General features: G+C 69.0%; 7 protein-coding genes and 1 tRNA gene. 6 read left to right on the top strand and 2 right to left on the bottom strand.

Annotated features, from left to right (window positions below; translation table 11 throughout):
• Window positions 1–818, top strand: an 818-nt coding sequence (locus tag J7E25_RS17575; protein WP_214871468.1) for an alpha/beta hydrolase, incomplete at its 5' end; no start/stop codon positions are given.
• Between the two features lie 112 nt (window positions 819–930).
• Window positions 931–1003, top strand: a tRNA-Thr gene (locus J7E25_RS17580).
• 131 nt (window positions 1004–1134) lie between these two features.
• Here J7E25_RS17580 and J7E25_RS17585 read toward each other — a convergent pair.
• Together J7E25_RS17585 and J7E25_RS17590 are read right to left on the bottom strand one after the other, a co-directional pair.
• The gene (locus J7E25_RS17585) at window positions 1135–1488 is read right to left on the bottom strand and encodes a hypothetical protein (protein ID WP_214871469.1); all 354 of its coding nucleotides are present in this window, start codon (window positions 1486–1488) and stop codon (window positions 1135–1137) included.
• Between the two features lie 67 nt (window positions 1489–1555).
• Window positions 1556–2371: an SGNH/GDSL hydrolase family protein gene (locus tag J7E25_RS17590; RefSeq protein WP_214871470.1), complete on the bottom strand. Its 816-nt coding sequence runs from the start codon at window positions 2369–2371 to the stop codon at window positions 1556–1558.
• A gap of 124 nt (window positions 2372–2495) precedes the next feature.
• On the opposite strand from J7E25_RS17590, the gene J7E25_RS17595 reads away from it, so the two are divergent.
• From J7E25_RS17595 to J7E25_RS17610, 4 genes are all read left to right on the top strand, one after another.
• Window positions 2496–3482, top strand: coding sequence for a Gfo/Idh/MocA family protein (locus J7E25_RS17595; RefSeq protein ID WP_214871471.1), 987 nt, complete (start codon window positions 2496–2498; stop codon window positions 3480–3482).
• Window positions 3483–3593: 111 nt separating this feature from the next.
• Window positions 3594–5072: a D-alanyl-D-alanine carboxypeptidase gene (locus tag J7E25_RS17600; RefSeq protein WP_308164651.1), complete on the top strand. Its 1479-nt coding sequence runs from the start codon at window positions 3594–3596 to the stop codon at window positions 5070–5072.
• Between the two features lie 89 nt (window positions 5073–5161).
• Window positions 5162–5728 carry an isochorismatase family protein gene (locus J7E25_RS17605; RefSeq protein WP_214871472.1) on the top strand — a complete coding sequence of 189 codons (567 nt, stop codon included), beginning with the start codon at window positions 5162–5164 and terminating at the stop codon, window positions 5726–5728.
• Entirely contained in the window at window positions 5725–6501 is a 777-nt protein-coding gene (locus tag J7E25_RS17610) for an alpha/beta hydrolase (RefSeq protein ID WP_308164653.1), read from the top strand. The genes J7E25_RS17605 and J7E25_RS17610 overlap by 4 nt, the downstream gene beginning before the upstream one ends.
• Window positions 6502–6617: the final 116 nt, after the last annotated feature.

Raw genomic sequence — 6617 nt, forward strand, 5'->3', positions numbered from 1 at the left:
GTGCCGTGCTCGGCGACGAGCAGCTCAACTATCTCGGCTACTCGTACGGCACCTTCCTCGGGGCGACGTTCGCCGAGCTCTACCCCGACAAGGTGGGCCGGCTCGTGCTCGACGGCGCGATCGACCCGTCGGCGAGCGATTTCGAGGTCACGAAGGCGCAGGCGGTGGGCTTCGAGAAGGCGCTTCGCGCCTATGCCGAGAACTGCCTCGCCGGCAGCGACTGCCCGTTCGGCGGCACGGCCGACGACGCCGTAGCCGAGGTCGGCCGGCTCCTGGCATCCGTCGAACAGAGCCCGCTCCGCGGGAGCGACGGCCGCCTCGTTGGGGCGGACACCCTGCTCACCGCGATCATCNNGACCTTCGCCGACGGCTACAACGGGCGCAACGCCGACGGCACCTACCTCGACAACTCGACGGAGGCGTTCCGCGCGATCAACTGCCTCGACTACTCGTATCAGGCCGACGTCTCGGTGATGCGTGAGAAGGCCGCGGAGATCGCCGCGGTCGCGCCGACGATCGGCCCCTACTTCGGCTTCGGTGATCTCACGTGCGTGAACTGGCCGTACACGAGTGATCGTGATCGTGCTGAGATCCACGCCGAAGGAGCGGCTCCGATCCTGGTGATCGGCACGACTGGCGACCCCGCCACGCCCTACGAGTGGGCGGTCGCGCTCGCCGAGCAGCTCGAGAGCGGCACGCTCGTCAGCTACGAGGGCGAGGGGCACACGGCGTACAACAAGTCGAACTCGTGCGTGAACGACGCCGTCGAGTCGTACTTCATCGACGGCACCGTGCCCGAGATCGATCCGCGATGCTGATCGGTCGGGCGGACCGACGCGCAGGTCGCGCATGGGTGTTCAACGACGCCGGCGAAACCCGCTAACATAGATTCTCGTGCCAACCGGTGCGCCTCGGCGCAGCGGATGCCACGCCGCCTTAGCTCAGTCGGCAGAGCGTCTCACTCGTAATGAGAAGGTCGTGGGTTCGATTCCCACAGGCGGCTCCGTCGCAGCTGAACGGCCCGGATCAATCCGGGCCGTTCGTGCGTCCTGCCCCAAGACACGGCCGCTCCGCATGTCGGCGGAGTTGGCATGCGGAGACGGTCGTACAGAGCCGCGGCATGTTCGGGCCATATCAGACGTCCTCGTTCCAGTCGAAGTCGATCGGGTCATCGGTGACGTTCGCGTCGCTGGGAATACCGGTGACCGGGCGCATCGTCGAGAGACTCGCGGTCAGGCGGTCCAGTTCGGCCACGAGGGCCTCATCGACGAGCTCCTCCCCGCTGAATGTCTCGGATTCCGTGAGGAGCTGGCTCGCTGGACCGATCAGGATCTTCGCTCGCCCCACGCTCCCGTCGTCGTGGCGCACGGGGATATCGATGGATGCAGCCGACTCACGTTGCGCCAGCGCCTCCGCGTAGGCGATCAGCGCCCTCGCGATGTTGCTCCCGGTCAGCAGTTCGCCACCTGCATAGTGGATCCGGTCCATAGTCAACGATTATCCGATTGCAAGCCCCTCGACAATCCCTTGCGCTCAGCGCGTCCGGCACTCCCACTCAATCGAGTAGGTCGACTCGGCCGATCGCCTCGCGAATCGCCGTGGCGTAGGCCTGGTACCCGGCGACCGTCGGGTGGAACGCCTCGGCGGAGAAGATGTCGTGGATCCAGGGATCGGCGCTGTCGATGCCGTGCCCGGCGAACGCCGACTCGACGTCGACGAAGACGAATCCCGCGGCGATGGCGCTCGCCTCGATGAGATCGTTGAGCAGCATGATGCCCTGATTCACCGCGACTTTCCTCGGATCGATCGGCGACTCGAACAGCAGCGGATAGCCCGTGACGACGACCGTCGCCTTCGGGGCCGCAGCCCGGATCGCCGCGAACGTCGTGCCGAGGTCGACCGCGAGCTGCGGGAGTTTCGCCTGCGCCACGGCGACGGCCGCAAGGCAGTCGTCGATGGTTCCCGTGAGGCACGCCGTTGTGAGCACGTCGAGCCCGAGGTCGTTCGCCCCGACAGTGACGGTGATGAGCTTCGTCTGTCGGGTGGGGGCGGACAGCTGTGTCGTGACGTCAGCGGTGGTCGCGCCCGTGCACGCGAGGAGCGCCACATGGTTCACGCCGGGATCGGCGCTGAGCAGGCTCGGATACCCGGCCGGGCTCGTGAGGCACGCGTCGAGATAGTCGCCGCCGCCGACACCTGCGGCATAGGAGTCGCCGAGCGCCGCGTAGGCGACCTTCGATGACGTCGCCGTCTGCGAGGGTCCACCGGGCACAGCGTGCGCGGGAACGGCGCCGACGAGAGCGGTCGAGAGCGTAAGGACGGCGGCGCTGAGGATGCTCATCAGACGCGTGGTCCGGGACGGCGTTGTCATGGCGTGGAGGCTAGAACAGATCGGGTTTCGCCGCGACCCGATTCGGGACAGACTGCACCCGTTTCGACGCAGTCGCCCCTTTGGGAGCGCGTTCACGGCGCTGGCCCGCCGTTAGGCTGTCGCCATGACAGAACGACTGCGCTGGGGCATCCTCGCGACGGGTGGCATCGCCCGCGCCTTCACGAGTGACCTGAAGGTCAACGGCTTCACCGTGCAGGCGGTGGGCTCGAGGTCGAGTGAGGCCGCCGAGGCCTTCGCCGCCGAGTTCGAGATCCGCAACGCGCACGCGAGCTACGAGGCGCTCGTCGCCGACCCAGAGGTCGACGTGATCTACGTCTCGACGCCGCATCCGTTGCACGCGGCGAATGCCATGCTCGCGCTCGAGGCCGGCAAGCACGTGCTCGTCGAGAAGCCGTTCGCGGTCAACGCGCGCGAAGCCCAGGCGATCGCCGACCTCGCGGCCGCGAAGGGGCTCCTCGCCCTCGAGGCGATGTGGACCCGATACCTGCCCCACATGGCACGCATCCGCGAGATCATCGCCGAGGGAACGCTCGGAGAGGTGCGCACACTCATCGCCGATCACACGCAGAAGCTCTCCGACGACCCGGCGCACCGCATCAACGCGCTCGAGCTCGGCGGCGGCGCCCTCCTCGACCTCGGGATCTACCCGATCTCATTCACCTGGGACCTCTTCGGGGCGCCACTCACGATCCAGTCGACGGCGACGTTCAAGAGCACTGGTGCCGATGCCCAGATCGCGACGATCTTCGGCTACGAGGGCGGTCGAGTCGCCACGACGCTCTCGGCAAGTGACTCGAGCGGCCCGAACACCGCCGTGGTGCTGGGCACCGAGGCGCGAATCGAGATCGACCGGGTCTGGTACACTCCGGCGAGCTTCCGGGTGGTCGCCCCCGATGGCACCGTCCTCGAGGAGTTCCGCCCGATCGATGTCACCGGGCGAGGCATGCACTGCCAGGCCGAAGCCGTCGAGCGGCTCGTCGCAGCCGGCAACTTCCGCGGCGATGTGCTGCCCATCGACGAGACGGTCGCGATCCTGGGAACCCTCGACGCGATCCGCGAGCAGATCGGCTTGCGCTACCCGGGCGAGTGACGCGAGCTTCGCATCCGGCTCCATCGGGGAGACCTCCGAATCGCCCGTGATCGCAGGAGCCCGGCCGACGCCTCGGAGCACCTTGCCGAAACCGGCACGTACAATGCCGGGGTGAATGACCGGAAGGATGCCCCGACGCCCGCGCCCGCCCAGCGGGAGACGGCAGCGAACGCGGGCGTCGCATCGGCATCGTTCGGCGCCTTCGTGCGCAAGCACCGGCTCGCCCTTTCGATCACCGGCGGCGTGCTCGCGTTCGCACTGCTCGGCACGGGTGCCGTGTTCGCCGGCGCAGCCACGAGCGCGGGCGAGGACGTCGCCGTCGCGACGACGTCGACCCCGACCCCGACGCCGGATCCTGCCCGGCCGGTGCCCGCCGCAGCGGCGCCCGCGAGCCGCATCCGCACCTGCTCCGTCGCCGACCGCGCCGCCGACGGCCGACTCGCGAACCTGCAGGCGCACGTCATGAACGCCGCCACGGGCGAGACGCTCTACGACCGTGGCGCCACGACACCCTCGCGCACGGCGAGCGTCATGAAGGTGCTCACGACGGCAGCGGCGCTGTCGGTGCTCGGTCCCGACCACCGCGCGGCCACGACCGTCGTGAAAGGCGCCGAGCCGGGTTCTGTCGTACTCGTGGGTGGGGGAGACCTGACCCTCTCGCGCACGCCGAGCGGTACGACCACGGTCTACCCGGGCGCGGCGCACCTCGACGAACTCGCACAGCAGGTGCGAAGCGCCTGGTCGGCCGACCCCTCGAACCCGCCGCTCAGGAAGCTCGTGCTCGACGCGAGCTTCTTCGGCGGCGACGAGTGGCATCCGACCTGGGACCCCATCGAGCGCGAAGACGGCTACATGTCGAACATCACGGCGTTGCAGGTCGACGGCGACCGCGACAACCCGTCGAGCAACACCTCATGGCGCAGTCCCGACCCGATCGGGCGCGCAGGCGACGCCTTCGCGTCGGAGCTCGGCGGCATCTCGGTCATCGAGCGTGGCGCGGCCCCGTCGGGTGCCCAGCAGCTCGGCCAGGTATTCTCCCCGACCGTCGCCGAGCTCGTCGACAAGGCGCTCGTCGTCTCCGACAACACCGTCGCCGAGATGCTGGCACGACTCGTCGCGATCGAGACCGGCGCCGGCAACACCTTCAGCGCGATCAACGCCGGGGTGCTCGAGGGACTCGCGGCCTATGGGCTGGATACGACGGGCATCACGGTGGTCGACGGCTCCGGACTCAGCGACGACAACGCCGTGCCGCCGGCGTACCTCACCCAGCTCTTCGTGAAGATCAACGCGCGCGAGGGCAACCTCGGCATCCTCATGGACGGGCTGCCCGTCTCGGGCCAGCGCGGGTCGCTTTCCTACAGCGACCGGTTCCAAGGCGAGAACGCGGTTGCCGCCGGGGCGGTCACGGCCAAGACGGGCTGGATCGACAGCGGATACACGCTGGCGGGCGTCATCCGCGCGCAAGACGGCTCGACCCTCACGTTCGCGATCTATGCCCTCGGCGACGTGACCGATGAGGCGAAGCAGGCGATCGACACCCTCGCCACCGGCTTCTACCTCTGCGGCGACAACCTCTCCAACCAGTAGCGCCGCCACCGTCCAACCGAGCGCACGGACTGGAAGAATGGAGGTGCGGCCGGGATCGGTCGCACGCAGGACGAGCGAAGGAGCGAGCCATGGCCCGGGCCCTGTTCATCATCGACGTGCAGAACGACTTCACCGAGGGGGGCGCGCTCGGGGTCGAGGGCGGCGCCGCCGTCGCCGCAGGCGTGACCGAGTTGCTCGATCGGCACCGCGGCGAGTACCAACTCGTCGTGGCATCCCGCGACTGGCACTCGGCCGAAGGCGACAACGGTGGGCATTTCGCGGTCGATCGCGAGCCCGATTTCGTCGAGACCTGGCCCGTACACTGCGTCGCGGGAACCGACGGCGCCGAATACCACCCGGCACTCTCCGTCGATCAGGTCGACGTGCACATCCGAAAGGGCCAGGGAGTGCCCGCCTACTCGATCTTCGAGGGCACCGACGACGACGGCGCCTCGATGAGCGACGTGCTCACCGACCGCGGCATCACCGATGTCGACGTCGTCGGCCTCGCAACCGACTACTGCGTGCGCGCGAGCGGGCTCGACGCGCTCGTCGCCGGCGTCGCCGCCGAGACCTCCGAGACGGCGCTCGCCGAACTGGGCCACGCGGGCGCCGAGATCACGGAGTCGACCACGCTCGACGAGGCCGCGTCGTGAGGCGGGCCGCCACAGCACCGGTGCCGAACCTCTATGCCGAGTCATCCGACGGCGTGCTCATCGCCTATCGCATGCATGGCAGCAGCGATACGGATGCCGCGCTGCCTCCGGTGCTCCTCGTGCACGGGTTCGCGTCCGACGCGGCCGTGACGTGGGATGGCACGGGGTGGGTGCAGGCCCTTCGCGAGGCGGGGCGAGCCGTGATCACGCTCGACCTGCGCGGACACGGCGAGAGCGACAAGCCGGTCCAGGCCGACTCGTACGCACCAGAGCTGCTCGGTGCCGACCTGCTGGCGGTTGTCGACTCCGCCGGCGCCGACCAGGTGGACCTGATCGGCTACTCGATGGGCAATCGGGTCGTGTCGGCCTTCGCATCCCTGGCGCCCGAGCGCGTGCGCCGAGTCGTCATCGGCGGAGCCGGGCCGCACGAGCTCTTCGCCTCATGGGATCTCGAGGATGCGCGCGCAGTGCTGCGACACGACGAGCCGTCGAGGAATCCGCTCATCGACCAGTTGCTCCGGCCCGCGATCGCCGCGGGCGCCGACCGGGAGGCGCTCCTCGCCTGCATCGAAGGCGTGCAGGGAGCGCCGCTCTCGATCCCGGGCGACATCCCGACGCTGTTCGTCGCCGGTGAGAAGGATCCGGTGCCCGAGGGTGCACGTGAGCTCGCGCTCGACTGGGATGCCGACTACGTGTCGATCCCCGGGCGCGATCATGTGTCGACGCTCACGGCGCGGGCGTTCAAGGACGCCGCGATCGAGTTCCTTGCCTGAGCTCGTCCTTCGAGCGATCATGAGTTCGCAACTCCGGATGCGCCGGGCGACACGCCGCTCGACGTTGAGGGCCGTACGGGGTGTCGCCCGGCGCATCCGGAGGTCCGCACGCTCGG

Source organism: Agromyces sp. ISL-38, assembly GCF_018613935.1.
In the GTDB taxonomy this organism is placed as follows: Bacteria; Actinomycetota; Actinomycetes; order Actinomycetales; family Microbacteriaceae; genus Agromyces.